Raw genomic sequence first — 16,215 nt, 5'->3', positions numbered from 1 at the left:
CGTTTCGCTCAGCATTCACTCAGGCGGCGAAATCCAGCTTACGGCACCGCCGCGCGTTAATATTGAAGTCTATGTGTGGAATTGTTGGATTCGTCGGAAACCCGAACGCCCAGATCACCGCTGAAGACGTCACCGTCGGAGGCCTTAAGCGAATGGAGTACCGCGGCTACGATTCCGCGGGCGTCGCATTCGTAACCGAGGATGGCCAGCTGGCCTCAGCGAAAAAAGCCGGAAAGCTCGACAACCTCAAAAATGAGCTTGCCGAACACCCCCTGCCGAAAGCCGCAACCGGGATCGGCCACACCCGCTGGGCTACCCACGGTGCGCCGACTGATGAAAACGCCCACCCCCACCTGGCTGACGACGGTCGCCTGGCGCTCATCCACAACGGCATCGTCGAAAACTACGCCTCACTCAAAGAGCGGCTGCTGAAAGACGGCGTTGAATTCGCCTCCGAAACCGACACGGAAGTCGCAGCCCATCAGCTGGCCAAAAACTATCGTGAAACCGGTGACCTCACCGAGGCCATGCGACGAACCTCCAACCAGCTGGAAGGTGCTTTCACCCTGCTGGCCGTCCACGCTGACATGCCTGGAACGGTTGTTGCCTCCCGCCGCAATTCGCCGCTGGTCATCGGCCTGGGCGAAGACGCGAACTACCTGGGATCGGACGTCGCAGCGTTCATCGACTACACCCGCCGCGCCGTTGAGATCGGCCAGGACGAAGTCGTGACCATCACCGCTGACTCCGTCGACATCATGGACTTCGACGGCAACCCGGTCGAAGGCACCGAATACGAAATCGACTGGGACCCGGCAACCGTGGACAAGGGCGGCTTCACGTCGTTTATGGAAAAGGAAATCCACGACCAGCCGCAGGCAGTCGCCGACACACTCCTGGGCCGCTTCGACACGGAAGGCCGCCTCACGCTGGATGAGATGCGGATTGACGAATCCGTGCTGAAGTCCGTCGACAAGATCATCGTCGTAGCCTGCGGTACAGCCGCCTACGCCGGTCAGGTCGCCAAGTACGCGATCGAACACTGGTGCCGCATCCCGGTTGAGGTCGAACTGGCCCACGAATTCCGCTACCGCGACCCGATCGTGTCCGAAAAGACCCTCGTGGTGGCGATTTCGCAGTCCGGCGAAACGATGGACACCATCATGGCGCTGCGCCACGCCCGCCACCAGGGTGCGAAGGTCGTTGCCATCTGCAACACCTACGGTTCGACGATTCCGCGTGAATCCGACGCTGTGCTCTACACGCACGCCGGCCCGGAAATCGCTGTGGCATCCACCAAGGCGTTCCTGTCCCAGATTGTGGCCTGCTACCTGCTGGGCCTCTACCTGGCGCAGCTGCGCGGCAACAAGTACCGCGACGAAATCCAGCTGATTCTGGACGAACTGCAGAACATCCCCAGCAAGGTCCAGCAGCTCCTGGACGATGACTCCCAGCAGATCACGGACCTGGCCAAGCGCCTGGCAGACACCCCGTCCGTGTTGTTCCTCGGCCGTCACGTCGGCTTCCCCGTGGCCATGGAGGGTGCGCTCAAACTCAAGGAGCTCGCCTACATCCACGCGGAAGGCTTCGCAGCCGGAGAACTCAAGCACGGCCCCATCGCACTGATCGACGAAGGTCAGGTTGTCATCATCATCGTGCCCAGCCGTTTCGGCCGGGATTCGCTGCACGCCAAGGTGGTCTCCAATATTCAGGAGGTCCGGGCACGCGGAGCCAACACGATCGTCATTGCAGAACAGGGTGACGAGGCGGTGCGCGAGTACGCTTCCGAAGTCATCTACGTGCCCAACACCACCACGTTGCTGGCGCCCCTGCTGACCACGGTGCCGCTGCAGATCTTCGCGATGGAGCTGGCTCAGGCCAAGGGCCTGGACGTCGACCAGCCGCGCAACCTCGCGAAATCGGTCACGGTCGAATAAGAGTCGAATAAAGCGGCCCAAGGCCGGTCGCACACGAGACCAGTAAGGAGAGAGCAGTCGTGGGCATCATCGGCATCGGCGTTGACATTGCCGACGTTCCCCGGTTCCAGGAGCACATTGAGCGGGTGCCCGAACTTCTGGACCGCCTGCTCACTCCGGCTGAACAGCTGAAGAAGAACGGCAAGCGGCGCAGCCCCGAAAGCCTCGCCGCCCGCTTCTCGGCAAAAGAGGCGCTGGTCAAGGCTCTGCAGTTCCCGCAGATCATTCCGTGGCAGGAGGCCGAGGTGGTCTCGGCTTTCTCCGGTGCCCCGTCTTTCCGGTTGAGCGGCTGGGTGCTCGAGATGTTCCGCAAGCGCGGCGGTGAGCACGTGCACCTGTCGATCACGCACGACGGCGACCGCACCATCACCTACGTCATTGTCGAAGGCAGCGGACCGTCACTGTCTCCGCCCGTCGACCAGCCGGCACCTCCCGTGCCCGGAACGGCAGAACACGATCGCGCGCTCGCCCAGTTCCGCGCCGATGTTGCAGCCAGGCGCGAAGAGCGCAACCGGATGCGCGAGGAAGCCCGCCGGAAGAACCCCAGCTGAACCAGCTGAACGACGTTCAACCTAAGCAGAACAGGAATCACGATGCCCCGCCCCGCGTACACCGGTGAGCAGATCCGCCAGGCCGAAGCCCCGCTGCTGGAAGCCGGTGAAGGCGACAGGCTCATGCGCCGGGCCGCAGGCCAACTGGCTGCCGTGTGCCGCCGGGTTCTGCGTTTGGGCGGCGGAACCGTCTACGGCCGCCGCGTGGCTGTTCTCACCGGGCCCGGCAACAACGGCGGGGACGCTCTGTTTGCGGCTGCTGACCTTGCCCGCCGAGGTGCCGCCGTCACCCTCCTGCACACCCTCGGCACACCGCACGCGGCGGGACTGGCCGCCGCCCTCAGCGCCGGTTGCCGGCGGGTTGACATTGCCCAGGCTCCGAGCCACCTGGGTGCCGCTGATCTGGTCATCGACGGGGTTTTCGGCACGGGTGCGAAACCGCAGCTGCCGGAGGACCTTGTGCGGCTCATTCGCGTATGGCAGGCAAGTTCCGCCCGCTCAGAAGGGCAGATCACGGTGGCGGTCGATGTGCCCACCGGCATTGACGCTTCAACCGGCCGCAGCGCCCAGGCTGCCGTGCAGGCCGACTGGACTGTCACGTTCGGCGGGCTCAAAACCGGCCTGTTCACGGGTGCCGGGGCGCGGGCCTCTGGCCGTGTGGTTCTTGCACCCATCGGCCTGGATTTTTCGGACACCGTGCCGGATGCGTGGGTGTACAAGCGCAGTGACCTGCGCGAACTCGTGAAAGCGCCGACGGGTGAGGATCACAAATACACCCGAGGTGTCGTCGGCATCTGTGCCGGTTCCGCTGACTATCCGGGGGCTGCTGTTCTGTGCACGAACGCGGCGGTGGCCGCCGGCGCGGGAATGGTGCGCATCACCGGCGATGAACGGCTGCGCTCAGCTGTCACGTCCCACGTGCCGGAAGCCGTGGCAGCCGACGGTCGTGTGCAGGTGTGGGCCGTCGGCCCCGGAAGCCCGGGCAGCGACAGGACTGAAGCCGCGTTCTCCAGCGGCGAGCCCGTCATCGCCGATGCCGGAGCACTTGACCACCTACCCGAACGCTTGCCGGCAGGCAGCATCATTACGCCCCACGCCGGTGAACTCGAAAGGCTGCTCAAGGCACGCGGCCACAGCGTTCAGCGCAGCCAGATCGAACAGGATCAGCTGCGCTGGGCCCGCACTGCCGCCCGCGAACTCGACGCGGTCGTTCTGCTCAAAGGCCACCGCACCGTCATCGCAGAACCCGACGGCACCGTCCACCTGCCGCCGGCCGGTTCAGCAAACCTCGCAACAGCAGGCTCTGGTGACGTTCTCACGGGGGTGCTCGCAGCGCTCCTGGCAGAAAGAGCGGCAGCCAAGGGGCACCTCGAGCCCGGTGTGACAGCCGTGACCGCGGCAGCCGCGGTCCTGCTCCACGGGAGGGCGGGTAAGTCTGCCACACACGCTTCCGGTCTGCCGCGAGCAGTGGAACAGGCTGTGCTGAAAGCACGTGCGCGTTAGGATCAAGGCGTGTCCCCAACGTCATCTGATCTCCTGCCCACAACGGCCTACGGTCCGTCGCTGCTGAAAGCGCTCATCGACCGTGACGCCATCCGCACCAACCTCGCAGTGCTGCGAGAACACGCGGGCGAAGCTGATGTCATCCCCGTCGTCAAAGCCGACGCCTACGGTCACGGCATCACGAATGTTGTTCCCGTGCTGGTCGAAGCCGGAATACGCCGAATCGGCACCGCCACCGTGCCGGAAGCCCTGCAGGTGCGCGACCTTCTGGAGCGCTTGGCTGCCGAAGGGCTCGAAGGTGCCGCCGACACCGTTGTTCTGTGCTGGCTCATGCCCATCGGTGTGGATTTTGCAGAGCTTGCCCAGAAGAACATCGAAGCGGGCATCAGCGCGGCCGAACAGCTGCCGTTCATCGTCGAAGCGGCTCGGAAGAGCGCAGACAACCCGCTGCGCATCCACATCAAGATCGACTCCGGGCTGGGCCGCGGTGGGATGACCGAGCGCCAGTTTGACGGCTTCCTTCGCGAGGTGGCCCAGCTGGATGACGATGTTCGCGCCGGTCTGAAGATTGTTGGCGCCATGACCCACCTGGCGGTTGCCGATGAGCCGGGAAGCGAATTCACCGACCACCAGTACAGCATCTTCACCGAAGAGATCTCGAAGCTGCGCGGTTTCCTGCTCTCCCAGCCAGACCTGGGACACCCGGACGAACTCATCGTCCACGCCTCGAACTCACCGGCGGCACTGACAATCGGCACCGGACCGGACACTCTGACCGCACACGCCGTGCGGACAGGTCTGGCCGTCTACGGGCTCAGCCCCTTTGCCGGCAGCACTCCGGAAAGCCTGGGCCTGCGCCCGGCCATGACGCTGAAATCGCAGGTCATAGCGCTTAAGGACGTCGCCCGCGGCAGCCATGCCAGCTACGGACTGACCTACACGTGCGAGGCCGACACCCGCTTTGCGCTGGTGGCCGGCGGCTACGCCGACGGTCTGCCCCGCTCGGCATCCAACGCCGCGCGCGTGTTCATCGGCGGGCGCCAGTACCGGCAGGTGGGCCGCATCGCCATGGACCAGATTGTGGTGGAAGTCGGCCTGGACTCCGACGTGAGTATCGGCGACGAAGTGACCATCTTCGGCCCCGGCGATTCCGGCGAGCCCACCGCAGCCGACTGGGGCGCATGGGGCGGGACCATCAACTACGAAATCGTCACCGGAATCGGCAGCCGCGTTGAGAGGGTGCTGACGGGACGTGCGGTCGGAGAGCCAAGCGAAAGCGGGGAAACCGCGTGAGCCGCATCGACATTGAGCTGCGCAATCAGGCCCGCACGGCTGAACTCGCAGCGGCACTCGCACCCCAGCTGCGGGCGGGGGACCTCATCATCCTCACCGGCGGTCTCGGGGCGGGCAAGACCACGTTCACCCAGTCGCTTGCCGCGCACCTCAACGTGCGCGGGCGCGTGTCCTCACCGACCTTCATCATCGCCCGCGAACACCCTTCGGTCGGCGACGGTCCGGGGCTCGTCCACGTTGACGCCTACCGGTTAGAAGACGCCGCGGAACTTGATGACCTCGACCTCGACTCCGAACAGCACGAAGTCGTCACCGTCGTCGAATGGGGCGCCGGTATGGCCGAATCTCTGGCCGACGATCACCTGGAGATCACCCTGACCAGGCCGGACTCCGCCGACCCGGAATCCGGTCAGCGCACAGCGACTCTGCAGGGCTTCGGTGGATCCTGGACGAGCCGTTTGGCGCGTGTGAAGGAGGCCATGCAGTGACCGCCCACAACCCCAGCACAACCCCGCGTGCTGGCGCGAAACAGCCGGTTGTCGTCGCGCTCGATACGTCATCCGCGGCCTCCGTCGCGGTTGTCGCCGATGACCGTGTTGACGCCGAATGGGCGCAGTCACGCGCTCGCCGTCACGCTGAACTTCTGGGCCAGGCACTTACTGATGTGCTGAAGCAGGCGCCTGAACCCGAACTCGTGGCCGTCGGCGTGGGGCCGGCACCGTTCACCGGTATGCGCGCAGGCATCGCCTCTGGCCTCGGCTTTGCCGTGGGCCGCGGCCTGCGGACAGTGGGCGTGCGTTCGCACGACGGTTTGGCACTCGCGGTGTACGAACAGCTGCGTGCTGACGGTGAAGACGTCGACACCGTGCGGATCCTGGTTGCCTCGGACGCTCGCCGCCGCGAAGTCTACTGGGCTGAATACGCAGGACTCGACGAGGACGGCTTGCCGGTCCTCGCTGCAGGTCCCGACGTGGCCAAACCCGCCGACCTCGCCGAACTCAAGGGCCTGGCGGCCGAAAGCAGCGAGCCGAGACCAACAGAATCAAGTCCCACGGAACCGGGCTCGACAGAACCGGCCGTCCTCCGCATCGGCGCCGGTTTTGAGCTCTACCCTGACGTGCTCGGCGCACCCGATCCGCGGTTCCCGACAGAAGCGCTCGCGGCTGACATCGCCCGGATCGCCGCCCGCACGGAAGCCGCCGGACGCGAGCAGCTGGAGCCCATCCCGCTGTACCTTCGCGAACCTGACGCCAAACCGCTGCCCGGCCGCTGACCGCACCGCACCTGACCGGCCAACACGCAAACGCCCAGCAGCTATGACCGTCACACTGAGCCCGCTGCAGTGGTGGGACATTCCCACCGCCGCCGCAATGGACCGCGAAATCTTCGGCCCGGACGCCTGGAGCGAAGACTTCTTCTGGACGCAGGCGGCAAGCCCAACGGTGTTCCTCATCGCGGCCCACACGCAGCAGGGCCTGGCCGGTTTCGCCGGCCTGAGCATCAGCGGCAAAGAGGCTGAGATCCTCACAATCGCCACCCACCCGAACATCCGCGGCCGAGGTGCCGGCCGCCTCCTCCTGGAATCCCTCCTGGATACTGCCCGCACCCGTGGGGTCGAAGCGGTGTACCTCGACGTCCGCAGTGACAACACTGCCGCTCTGGGCCTGTACGAGGCGTTCGGCTTCACTGTGCTGCACACCCGGCCCGGCTATTACACGGGCGCTGACGCGCTGGTTATGCGGGCGTCGTTGCTAGGCTTGTGAGCATGATTTCGGCATCCATCACACAGTGGGAAGACGGCACAGACCTTGTGCTCGAAACAGCTATCAGCGCCGACCTCCACACCGTGTGGAAGCGCATCACCAGTCCTATGGAATGTGCGCTGTGGTTCGCCCCCTTCCACCCAGTCCAAGACGACGACGCTGATCAGGGTGAGGGCACCTCGGAAGCCAGTGGTGCCGCGGAGGTGAGCGACGGCGCGGAAGCCGGCGGCGCCTCGGATGTCAGCGCAATCGAGTTCGACTTTGAGGGAAGCCCCTTGACGGCCCACGTGCTGTCCTGCGTCGAAGACGACCACGTGCTGGTGGAACTCGGCGGGCTTGGCCGCATCAGCCTGCGCCTGTCAGAAGCTGCACCCGGCCAGGCCGGCGCACAGTCAAGCGATCACCCCAGCGTGACCGTGACAGCCGCCCACACCTACGCATCTGACGAAGAAGCCGCCCAGCTCATTCCGCAGGTCGGCCCGGTGTGGGATACGCACCTGCGCCTGTTGGCCGGCACTTTCGCTGCCGCCGATCTCACCGGATCCGAAAGCGAAGCCGCACTCTACGCCCGCTACACCCAGCTGGCAGTCGACGAATTCGGCGCCGAAACCGTGCAGACCGGCTCCGCGCAGGCTCCGGAAGGCGATGACGGCGACGATGACTGAGCCGCTCATCCTGGGCATTGAGACCTCGTGCGATGAAACCGGGGTCGGCATTGTCCGCGGCAGCACCCTGTTGGCGAACACGGTGGCCTCATCCATGGACGAACACGTGCGCTTCGGCGGGGTGGTGCCGGAAGTCGCATCGCGCGCCCACGTGCAGGCATTCGCTCCGACGCTCACCCAGGCCCTGGAAACCGCGGGTGTCACACTCGATGATATTGACGCGCTGTGCGTCACCGCGGGCCCCGGTCTGTCCGGTGCGCTCATGGTGGGGGTCAGCGCGGCTAAGGGGCTCGCCGCTGCCACCGGCAAACCCCTGTACGGGCTGAACCACCTGGCCGGTCACGTTGCTGCCGCAACTTTGGACACTTCCTCTGACGAGGCGGAGCCCGGCTCCGGTCTTGAACTGCCGACTATCGCTCTGCTCGTGTCGGGTGGGCACACGGAAATCCTCAAGATCACCGACCTGGTGGACGGGATTGAGCTTCTGGGCTCCACAATCGACGATGCCGCGGGCGAGGCTTTCGACAAGACGGCCCGCCTGCTTGGTCTTGACTATCCGGGTGGGCCGAACATTTCAAAGGCCGCCGCGGGTGGTTTTGATGACGGCGTTCCGGGTGACCCGACGGCTGTGAAGTTCCCGCGCGGACTCATGACGGCCAAAGACCTGCGCGACCCCGAACGTCGTTACGCGTTTTCGTTCTCCGGTCTGAAGACCGCGGCGCTGCGGGCTGTTGAAGCCGAGAAGGCCAAGCCTGAATCCCAGCGCGTGCGCCTGGCTGACATCGCCGCGTCCTTTGAAGAGGCCGTGGTCGACGTGTTGGTGCGCAAAACCCTTCTGGCCTGCGAAGACACCGGCATCAACCGGGTGCTGCTGGGCGGGGGAGTTGCCGCCAACCGCCGTCTGCGCGACAAGCTGAGTAGGCGCTGTGCCGATGAGGGCATTTCCCTGCTCATCCCGCCGCTGAGCCTGTGTACCGACAACGGGGCAATGATGGCAGCACTCGGTGCACACGTGGTCGTCCGCGGAAAACAGCCCTCAGCACCGGATTTCGGTGTGACAAGTTCATTGGAGGTTGACCAGGTTGTCGTCTGAAGGTCCTGCCAGCGCTCGCGACTCACGCCCACCGGAAGAACACCTGCGGCAGCAGCGCCGCACCGGTGACGGCTGGGTGGAAACACCGCAGGGACGCTTCTGGGGTCTGTTCGGCGCAGCCGGTCTGCTCATCCACGACCCCGACCGCGGAGTTCTGCTGCAGCACCGCGCCGTGTGGTCAGCCCAGGGCGGCACGTGGGGAATCCCCGGCGGTGCGCTCGACGAAGGCGAAACACCTAAGCAGGGTGCGATCCGCGAATGCTGGGAAGAAACCGGTGTGCCCGGACCAAACGGCGAAGGCATAACGGTCATCGGCGAGTACCGGGTGGACAAAGACGGATGGGCCTACACGACGGTCATCACGCAGGTCACGCAGAGGCTTGAGGCTCACGTAGCGGATGCCGAAAGCATTGAATTGCGGTGGGTGCCGCTAGGCGCGGTCGCCGACTACGAACTTCATCCGGGCTTTGCCGCCGCATGGCCGGAGCTGCTGCAGGTGCTGCGCCAGCATGCCGCTGAGTAAGGCTGACGTTCAGTTCGGCTTCAGGCACAGCCTAAACTGACCGGCCAACCGGCGGGCCTACCAGCCAGCCGGTTTTCCGGCCCGCATTTCCTCAACCAGAAGACCGGCAACGTCTTCCATACGGCCGGTTTCTTCAAATACCTTCTTCTGCCGCTGGTAGGAGGCTCCCACACGCGCGAACGACAGCATCGATTCCAGCTCAGCCGAGCACCCGAGTTCCTCAGCGATCGGGGCCAGTCGCTCCACCTCGTCAGCAATGACGTCCGTGACCAGACGTTCGTCGCAGGCGGCGTTTTCGATGATGATCGTGTCCATGCCGTAGCGAGCTGAGCGCCACTTGTTTTCGCGGTGGAACCAGTCCGGCATGAAGTTGAGCTCTTCGCCGCGGTCCAGGCGCTGCGACATGTCGTGAACCAGGCACTGCACGAAGGCCGTCACGGCCGCCAGCTCCGCCATGGTCGGGATGCCGTCGCACACGCGGATCTCGACGGTTCCCCAACCCGGTGCCGGGCGGATGTCCCAGCGGATTTCGTTGATGGAATCGACCACGCCGGTGTGCAGCATGTCGCCGATGTAGTCCTCGTATTCGTCCCAGTTCTTCAGCTGGAACGGCAGGCCGGCCGTGGGCAGCTGCTGGAAGAGCATGGCGCGGTTAGAGGCGTAGTGCGTGTCGTGGCCGGCCCAGTAGGGGCTGGATGCGCTGACGGCCTCCAGATGCGGGACATAGGCCATGAGAGCGCGGACAATCGGCATGACGTGATCGCGATTGGCAATGCCCACGTGGGTGTGCACGCCGAAGATCAGCATCTGCCGGCCCCACCACTGGGTGCGGTTGACCAGCTCTTCGTAGCGGTAGGCCGGTGTGACTTCTTGTTCCCACCAGGGGGAGAAGGGGTGGGTTCCGGCGGACAGAACATCAAGCCCACGAGGTGCCAGGATGCTTCGCAGGTAATCGAGAGACTCGCTCAAATCAGCCGTGATGCCGGCAACGTCAGTCTGCACCCCGCTGACGATTTCGACGGTGTTCGTGAGCATTTCGCCCACGATCTTGCCCTGGAGGTGATCCGTGCCCTCTGCTTTGAGCGCCTCGAGGATTTCAGGGGCGCGGGATGCCAAAGAGAAGTCTTCGGCATCGACTATCGCGAGTTCCCATTCCGCTCCCAGTGTCGACTGAGGGGACGAGGCAAAAGAAAGCATGCGGACATCCTAATCTAACCAGCAGGTAACGCTGGTTTTCTGTGCGCTGGGCGGACAGGCTGTCCTGTCGTGCGGTTGGTGAAGTGAGCGCCAGCCTTTGGCGCGCTTGGAGAGCAGGTGGATTGGCAGCCCTTCAGCCTTTGGCGACTGGGCGGGATTCATCGGCCGACCACCCGGACCAGCTGGGGGAGTACAGGGAAGCCCGCACCCCGATCTGCTCGAGCGCCAAGATGTTGCTGCACGCCGTCACGCCAGAACCGCAGTAGGCAACCACCGCACCGTTGTCCGCGCCGAGATCCGCGAACTGGGCTGCGAGTTCCTCCTGCGGCAGCAGTGCTCCGTTGCGGTAGTTCTCGGTGGCCGGGCGGTTGAGAGCGCCGGGAATGTGGCCTGCGCGCGGATCCATGGAGTCATCTTCGCCGCGGAAGCGAGCCGACGGACGCGCGTCGATGAGCGTGCCCAGTGCTGCTGTCGCTGCAGCCTGGTCGGCATCGACGGTCGGCATCGTCCCAGTTGTGATCGTGATGTCAGACGGTGCTGGCTGCGGGGTTTCGGTTGAAAGCTCACCGCCGGCGGCCTTCCAAGCGTTCAGCCCTCCATCGAGCACGCGCACATCCTGCAGGCCCGCCCAACGCAGAATCCACCAGCCGCGAGCGGCACCTAAGGAGCTGTTGTCGTCGTACACAACGACAGTGGAATCAGGAGTGATGCCCCACGCGCGGATGGTCTCCTGCAGGTCGGCTGGGGCCGGCAGCGGGTGGCGGCCCAAAGTGGGGTCATCCGATGTTCCCGACAGCTGGGTGTCGAGGTCGGCGTACTGGGCGCCGGGAATGTGCCCTGCAGCGTAGTCGTCAGCCCCGTTGGGCTTCGGCAGGGTCCAACGGATGTCGAGGATGACGGTACGGCTTGCGGCATCTGCGTCAGCAAGAGCGGCTTTGAGCGCATCGGCGGTGATGAGCGACATACGGCAATCCTTTGTTCATACGGACAACAGCCAGTCCCACTAGACTCTCACAGATGCGCGCGCTTAGATTCATTTCTGCACTGACCGTAAGCGTCCTGGTTCTTGCAGGATGTTCGGGGCAGGGCCAGCCCACCTCGCCGACCCCAGCGGAACCGAGCACGGCAGAAGAGACAGCCTCCGCCTCGTCAGGGGTCAGTGAAGAAGACCGGCAGAAAGCCCGCGAGATCGTCCAGAAGATGAGTGCCGACCAGCTGGTCGGCGCGACGATCATGGGCACGTATGACGGTGTGGACCCTGCGGTTGCCGGGCAGATGGTCAAGAAGAACAGCCTGGCCGGGGTGATCGTCATGGGCTACAACCTGCCGGACGGTGCTGGGCCCGAGGGCGTGAAGGATTACACGGGTGCTTTGCGGGAAGCCGCGGGGGAGCGTGCGTGGCCCGTACAGCTGAGCGTTGACCAGGAAGGCGGGCCGGTGGCCAGGCTGAAATCTGCCGCTTACAGCTTTCCGCCTCTTATGGCTTTCGGAGCGGCTGGAGACGCTGAACTGACCCAGGACGCGATGGAAGCACAGGGTGCGCAGTTGGCTGATTTGGGATTCACGATCAACTGGGCGCCGGTTGCTGATGTCACGGTCGGGCAGAAGGACCCAGCAGTCAATGTTCGTGCGGCAGGCGGCAGTCAGGAGACTGTTGTCGGTGCGGTTGAACCGGCCGTCAAAGGGTATCTGGCGGCTGGTATTGGATCGAGTGCCAAGCACTTTCCGGGCCACGGGCAGCTGACAGTTGATTCGCATGTTGATCTGCCCGAATCGAAGAAGACTCTTGAGGAATACAGCCACACCGAATGGGAGCCGTTCGAAGCGGCAATCGAAGCCGGTGTGCCTTCTGTTTTGGTGGGGCACATGCGGGTTGCCGGGGCCGGTGACAAACCGGCTTCGCTCAACCCTGAGGTGTATGAAGCGCTGCGGGATGAGCTTGGCTTTGATGGGGTTGCGGTGACCGATGGGCTCAACATGGGAGCCATTACGAAGGGTGTTCCCGCAGGTCAGGAGACTGTTGAAGCGCTGAAAGCCGGGGCGGACCTCGCGCTCATGCCACCTGATCTGGATGCTGCTGTGCAGGCCGTGAAGAAGGCAGTGGATTCAGGCGATCTGTCTGAAAAGGACATGCGAGCCAAGGCTGAGCGCGTTGTTGCCATGAGTCTGTGGCAGGAACGGGCTGCTGGCGAGGCCGGTTCCGGTGAGGGCGCTGGCGGTGACGGCGGCGGTGACGGTGCTGGCGAAGGCGCTGGTGAGGCCGGCGGCCAGAAGCCGGCGGACGATGTTTTCAACGAGGTCGGCCGCGAATCCCTCACCGTTCTGGCCGGAAGCTGTTCAGCCGAACCGGTACAAAGCGTGTCGATTTCCGGCCCGCCGGCTGCTGCCGAGGCGCTGAAGAAAGCTTTGACGGAACACGGCATTGAGGCCGGTGGCGGTACGAGCGTGAAGTTGGTTGACGGAACTGAAAGTTCGTCCGGTGGTGCGGATGTTGTTATCGGTATGGGTGGGCCGTGGAAGGTCGCTTCGGCTGCTGGAAACGCGGACACCGTGCTGGTCACGTACGCCGACACCGAATACGCCATGAACGCCGTTGCCGACTATCTGGCAGGCGAACTTGAGGCATCCGCGCAGATGCCGATCAAGGTTTCAGGCGTAAAACCACCCAAGTGCGGCTAGCCGCGGACTCTGGCTTAGATTCACGGTTTAATGCAGAGTCACGCTTTGTTGCAGCGCATTAGCGCGTGACTTTGCATTAGCGCGCAAATCTGGCTGCCGAGGCAGACCCCCGGCCCGGAGTTGCCAGTCAGCCCGGCCTTCCACCTCGTGCCCTGCCTCCGGCCTAGATTCACGCTTTAATGCAGGTTTGCGCGTTGTTGTGGCGCATTAGCGCGTGAATCTGCACTAGCCCGCAAATCTGGCTTGGTCTGGTTGGTTGCAACACCCTCCCGCAGCCGGTCCGGAGTTGCCAGTCAGACCGGCCCTCCACCTCGTGCTCCTCCAACTGGCGCAGATTCACGCTTTAATGCAGGTTTGCGCTTTGTTGCGGCGCATTTGCGCGTGAGTTTGCATTAAAGCGTAAGTCTGGCGTGGTCTGGCTGGTTGCGGTGCCTTCCTGCAGCAGTTGTGCGTTACTGACTGACGAGGTGGAGCTACGGTGTTCGCGTCTGTTTGGTTTGGTTGGGGTTGTGTTGGGTGGGGCTGCGGTGGCCGTCGCATTTTCGCCCTGCCGCCGGCTTAGATTCACGCTTTAATGCAGTTTTGCGCTGTGTTGCAGCGCATTTGCGCGCAAGTTTGCATTACCGCGCAAATCTGGCGTCGCCTGGCTGCCGGCCTCGGCTTCCCGCAGCAACGTTGCGTCACTTGCTGACGAGGTGGAGCGCCGGTCTTCGCGTCTGTTTGGTTTGGTTGGGGTTGTGTTGGGTGGGGCTGCGGTGGCCGTCGCATTTTCGCCCTGCCGCCGGTCTAGATTCACGCTTTAATGCAGTTTTGCGCTGTGTTGCAGCGCATTAACGCGTGAGTCTGCATTAGCGCGCAAATCTGCGCCGGCGACCTCAGTCTTCGTGGGCGAGGATGGCGCAGCGCTGCGTACCGGCTCGGGTGAAGATGACAACAGCAGACTTGGCCGGCTGACCTTTCTTAGCCGGCCTCAGCTTCAGCTGGCGGCGGACTTGGGCAGGGTCAATGTCCATGCCGCGCTTCTTGATGACCACCTGATTGATCCCGCGATCCGCCAGTGCACCCCGCACGGCTTTGATCCCGGCGGGCAGAACATCCTCCACTCGGTACTGCGAAACCGCCTGGGCAACAGGTCCTTCAGCAGGACGATCGCCGGACAGATACGCAATCGACTCATGAATCCTGTGCGCACCCAGCGGACCGCACAGAGCCTGCACCAGGCCGGACCGAATAACAGCCCCGTCCGGCTCAAACAGGTAGTTGCCGACGCCGGCGACCGGCACCTCGTCCGCTGGCAGATCAGCTTCCGTCACCGTCAGAGAGCCTTCGTCACCCATGATGAGGGCAGCTCGTCCCTCACGTTCCTGAGCGCGGCCGTGGAACAGCGCAACCTCAACAACATCGCCCCGGTGCGAGGCCCACTGCGCCTCCCAACCGTCCGGCACAAGATCGTGATCCAAAGCGGGACCGAGTTTGACGCCGACACTCGGCACGCGCCGGGCAGCCGCAAACGCCCAGGACAGACTCGGCGAAAAAGCCTCCGGATCAGATAGACGGAACGCGGAACCATCAGCGTTCGTCCCCCTGCGCCGCGCCGGATCCAACCACAGCGCATCAGCGCGAGCAAGATCGAAATCCTCCGCGCGGGCGTGTTCGGCAACCGCATCAAACGGCCGCAGGTTGTATGCGGCAAGCGCGGCGGTGACCTCGTCAGCATCACACGCATACACGGACGCCTCACCCACACCGGCAAAAGCCAGAGCATCCGCCCCGATCCCGCAGCCGAGGTCCGCAATCAGCCCAGGCCCACCCCGGTGCATCCGCTTGGCGTGCATCGCAGCAACCGGCAATCGGGTGGCCTGTCCCAGCCCGTCGCGGGTGAACAGCATCGAATCGGCAAACGGCCCGAACTTGGCACGCGCCTCAACCCGCAGCTGCGCCTGAGTCATAACGGCCGCCGCAACCTCCGGTGCCAGCCCTTGCTTGCGCAGCCTCTGCTGCGTCTGCATTTCCTCGGCGCGGCTGTACTCAATTGAGTCGAGAACAGCCAGCACATCCGGGTTGAGCAGGGCAGCGGCAGTCTGAGGATCCATGCCCTCGAGCCTATAGGCTAGGAGCGTGACTACCCTCCTGACCGCCCGCACTGTGCGCGAGATCGCCGCGGAACTGGGCCTGCGCCCCACCAAACAGCGCGGCCAGAACTTCGTGATCGACCCCAACACGGTGCGCATGATCGTCGCCGAAGCACAGTTGGAACCCGGCATCACCGTTGCCGAGGTGGGGCCCGGCTTGGGCTCGCTCACTCTGGGGCTCTTGGAGGCGGGTCACCCGGTGGTCGCCGTCGAACTCGATGAGCTTTTGGCCTCGCGCTTGCCGCGGACAGTAGAAGAACTCCACGGTCCTGACGCCGCGTTCGACCTGGTGGTCGGCGACGCCCTGCACGTGACTGAACTGCCCGCCGAACCGCGGGCACTCGTGGCGAACCTGCCGTACAACGTGGCCGTCCCGGTGCTTCTGCACTTCCTGGCGCAGTTCCCTTCTATCGACAATGTGCTTGTCATGGTGCAGGCAGAAGTCGCGGACCGGCTGGCGGCCCGCCCGGGCAACAGGGTGTACGGTGTGCCCAGCCTCAAAGCCCAGTGGTACGGAACCGTATCCCGAGGCTCTGACATAGGGAAGAACATCTTCTGGCCCGCACCGAACATCGGATCGGGACTCGTGCGGATCGTCCGCCACACCCAGCCGCTGCCGGGAGCCGACCAGGTTGAGCGGGACCGCGTCTTCGCGCTCATCGACGCGGCTTTCGCCCAGCGTCGCAAAACCCTGCGCGCTGCCCTCAGCGGTGTATTCGGCGGGGGAGAAGCCTCCCAGAAGGTTCTTGAAGCCGCAGGCATCAGCCCGCAGGCACGCGGCGAAACCCTCGCGATCGAAGACTTCATCGCGCTCGCCCGCGCCGAAGCGCAAGCCTGACC

15 protein-coding genes are annotated in these 16,215 nt (G+C 64.4%); 12 read left to right on the top strand and 3 right to left on the bottom strand.

The features are described 5' to 3' along the window. Window positions 1-71 precede the first annotated feature (71 nt). From glmS to Bravens_RS03520, 10 genes are read left to right on the top strand one after another with little or no spacing between them, the layout of a single operon-like run. Window positions 72-1,937: a glutamine--fructose-6-phosphate transaminase (isomerizing) gene (glmS, locus tag Bravens_RS03565; RefSeq protein ID WP_062020362.1), complete on the top strand. Its 1,866-nt coding sequence runs from the start codon at window positions 72-74 to the stop codon at window positions 1,935-1,937. A 59-nt stretch (window positions 1,938-1,996) separates the two neighbouring features. Continuing rightward, a complete protein-coding gene (locus Bravens_RS03560; RefSeq protein WP_062020360.1) occupies window positions 1,997-2,527 on the top strand; it encodes a holo-ACP synthase in 531 nt (176 codons plus the stop codon). Between the two features lie 42 nt (window positions 2,528-2,569). Beyond that, window positions 2,570-4,030, top strand: a complete 1,461-nt coding sequence (locus tag Bravens_RS03555; protein ID WP_062020354.1) for a bifunctional ADP-dependent NAD(P)H-hydrate dehydratase/NAD(P)H-hydrate epimerase — start codon at window positions 2,570-2,572, stop codon at window positions 4,028-4,030. A gap of 9 nt (window positions 4,031-4,039) precedes the next feature. Next, complete coding sequence (gene alr / locus Bravens_RS03550) at window positions 4,040-5,323, top strand: alanine racemase (RefSeq protein WP_082791005.1); 1,284 nt, start codon at window positions 4,040-4,042, stop codon at window positions 5,321-5,323. Continuing rightward, a complete protein-coding gene (gene tsaE, locus Bravens_RS03545) occupies window positions 5,320-5,811 on the top strand; it encodes a tRNA (adenosine(37)-N6)-threonylcarbamoyltransferase complex ATPase subunit type 1 TsaE (protein ID WP_062020352.1) in 492 nt (163 codons plus the stop codon). Before alr ends, tsaE begins: the two co-directional genes overlap by 4 nt. Beyond that, the gene (tsaB, locus tag Bravens_RS03540) at window positions 5,808-6,596 is read left to right on the top strand and encodes a tRNA (adenosine(37)-N6)-threonylcarbamoyltransferase complex dimerization subunit type 1 TsaB (RefSeq protein ID WP_062020350.1); all 789 of its coding nucleotides are present in this window, start codon (window positions 5,808-5,810) and stop codon (window positions 6,594-6,596) included. Before tsaE ends, tsaB begins: the two co-directional genes overlap by 4 nt. Window positions 6,597-6,639: 43 nt before the next feature. Continuing rightward, the gene (rimI, locus tag Bravens_RS03535) at window positions 6,640-7,086 is read left to right on the top strand and encodes a ribosomal protein S18-alanine N-acetyltransferase (protein ID WP_062020348.1); all 447 of its coding nucleotides are present in this window, start codon (window positions 6,640-6,642) and stop codon (window positions 7,084-7,086) included. Between the two features lie 2 nt (window positions 7,087-7,088). Beyond that, window positions 7,089-7,751: a hypothetical protein gene (locus Bravens_RS03530; RefSeq protein WP_062020346.1), complete on the top strand. Its 663-nt coding sequence runs from the start codon at window positions 7,089-7,091 to the stop codon at window positions 7,749-7,751. Continuing rightward, window positions 7,744-8,844 (top strand): tRNA (adenosine(37)-N6)-threonylcarbamoyltransferase complex transferase subunit TsaD, encoded by a 1,101-nt coding sequence (tsaD, locus tag Bravens_RS03525; RefSeq protein ID WP_062020344.1) that lies wholly within the window; start codon window positions 7,744-7,746, stop codon window positions 8,842-8,844. Before Bravens_RS03530 ends, tsaD begins: the two co-directional genes overlap by 8 nt. Then, on the top strand, window positions 8,834-9,367 hold the full coding sequence (locus tag Bravens_RS03520) for an NUDIX domain-containing protein (protein WP_062020342.1): 534 nt from the start codon (window positions 8,834-8,836) through the stop codon (window positions 9,365-9,367). The genes tsaD and Bravens_RS03520 overlap by 11 nt, the downstream gene beginning before the upstream one ends. 57 nt (window positions 9,368-9,424) lie before the next feature. On the opposite strand, the gene Bravens_RS03515 is transcribed toward Bravens_RS03520, so the two are convergent. Then, window positions 9,425-10,564, bottom strand: coding sequence for a glutamate--cysteine ligase (locus Bravens_RS03515; protein ID WP_062020340.1), 1,140 nt, complete (start codon window positions 10,562-10,564; stop codon window positions 9,425-9,427). 133 nt (window positions 10,565-10,697) lie between these two features. Beyond that, a complete protein-coding gene (locus Bravens_RS03510; RefSeq protein ID WP_062020338.1) occupies window positions 10,698-11,528 on the bottom strand; it encodes a sulfurtransferase in 831 nt (276 codons plus the stop codon). A gap of 53 nt (window positions 11,529-11,581) precedes the next feature. On the opposite strand from Bravens_RS03510, the gene Bravens_RS03505 reads away from it, so the two are divergent. After that, window positions 11,582-13,243, top strand: coding sequence for a glycoside hydrolase family 3 N-terminal domain-containing protein (locus Bravens_RS03505; RefSeq protein WP_062020336.1), 1,662 nt, complete (start codon window positions 11,582-11,584; stop codon window positions 13,241-13,243). 875 nt (window positions 13,244-14,118) lie between these two features. Here Bravens_RS03505 and Bravens_RS03500 read toward each other — a convergent pair. After that, window positions 14,119-15,336, bottom strand: coding sequence for a class I SAM-dependent methyltransferase (locus tag Bravens_RS03500; RefSeq protein WP_062020334.1), 1,218 nt, complete (start codon window positions 15,334-15,336; stop codon window positions 14,119-14,121). A gap of 25 nt (window positions 15,337-15,361) precedes the next feature. Between Bravens_RS03500 and rsmA the strand changes: the two genes are divergently transcribed. Beyond that, window positions 15,362-16,213: a 16S rRNA (adenine(1518)-N(6)/adenine(1519)-N(6))-dimethyltransferase RsmA gene (gene rsmA, locus Bravens_RS03495; RefSeq protein WP_062020332.1), complete on the top strand. Its 852-nt coding sequence runs from the start codon at window positions 15,362-15,364 to the stop codon at window positions 16,211-16,213. The last annotated feature ends 2 nt before the right edge of the window (window positions 16,214-16,215 follow it).

This window comes from Brevibacterium ravenspurgense, assembly GCF_001584615.1.
GTDB lineage: Bacteria > Actinomycetota > Actinomycetes > Actinomycetales > Brevibacteriaceae > Brevibacterium > Brevibacterium ravenspurgense.
The sequence above is the reverse complement of the archived record's forward strand: the minus strand, read 5'-3'. Positions and strand labels throughout refer to the sequence as shown.

Bases quoted from the DNA above. Each gene is read 5' to 3' on its own strand.
- glmS (WP_062020362.1), top strand. From the start codon at position 72: ATGTGTGGAATTGTTGGATTCGTCGGAAACCCGAACGCCCAGATCACC.
- Bravens_RS03555 (WP_062020354.1), top strand. From the start codon at position 2,570: ATGCCCCGCCCCGCGTACACCGGTGAGCAGATCCGCCAGGCCGAAGCC.
- rimI (WP_062020348.1), top strand. From the start codon at position 6,640: ATGACCGTCACACTGAGCCCGCTGCAGTGGTGGGACATTCCCACCGCC.
- Bravens_RS03530 (WP_062020346.1), top strand. From the start codon at position 7,089: ATGATTTCGGCATCCATCACACAGTGGGAAGACGGCACAGACCTTGTG.
- tsaD (WP_062020344.1), top strand. From the start codon at position 7,744: ATGACTGAGCCGCTCATCCTGGGCATTGAGACCTCGTGCGATGAAACC.
- Bravens_RS03515 (WP_062020340.1), bottom strand. From the start codon at position 10,564: ATGCTTTCTTTTGCCTCGTCCCCTCAGTCGACACTGGGAGCGGAATGG.
- Bravens_RS03510 (WP_062020338.1), bottom strand. From the start codon at position 11,528: ATGTCGCTCATCACCGCCGATGCGCTCAAAGCCGCTCTTGCTGACGCA.
- Bravens_RS03505 (WP_062020336.1), top strand. From the start codon at position 11,582: ATGCGCGCGCTTAGATTCATTTCTGCACTGACCGTAAGCGTCCTGGTT.
- Bravens_RS03500 (WP_062020334.1), bottom strand. From the start codon at position 15,336: ATGGATCCTCAGACTGCCGCTGCCCTGCTCAACCCGGATGTGCTGGCT.